This is a genomic window from Rhizobacter sp. P3_B12 (genome assembly GCF_056402895.1).
Window position 1 is genome coordinate 1 of record NZ_JBFUGN010001815.1, and the last position, 501, is coordinate 501.

General features: G+C 69.1%; 1 protein-coding gene. It reads right to left on the reverse strand.

Annotation, left to right across the window (positions count from 1 at the left end; translation table 11 throughout):
* Nucleotides 1-408: adenine nucleotide alpha hydrolase family protein (locus AC1D01_RS38390; protein ID WP_477875280.1), on the reverse strand; the 408-nt coding region annotated here is incomplete at its 3' end.
* Between the last annotated feature and the right edge of the window lie 93 nt (nucleotides 409-501).

The window sequence follows — 501 nt, forward strand, 5'->3', positions numbered from 1 at the left end:
GCCGGCCGGCAGCTCATGCGGGGAGGTCGATGCGGCGCGCTGCCCGAGCACCAGCAGGTCGGTGCACAGCGCATGCTGGACGACGGCCTGCAGCACGGGTTCGCGCACGACCTCGGCCCAGCGCACGCGCGAGAGTTCGTCGCCGCCGGTGATGTCGAGCAGCAGGCGTTCGCGGGCGAGCTGGCGTGTGTCGGGCTGCTCGAGCATGCCGGCAGCGCCGGCCACGGCGGCGAAGCGGCCATCGGTCTCGGCGTGCAGCGGTGTTGCCGCGAACAGCGCGGTGACTTCGGCGTCATGCCGTTCAGCCAGTTCACGAGCCAGCATCAGGCGGGCGACGGTGCGTGGCGAGGTATCCGCCAGCATCAGGATCGAGCGAATCGGGTTCACGTAGCCTTGGGGTTGCGACATCCTCGGCACGGTACGCCTGCGCTTGTTTCGCGGGTTGATTCAACTCAAGTTCGGCTCTTGTTCTTTTGGGGCGCGTGGGGGGAGGCCGTGGAG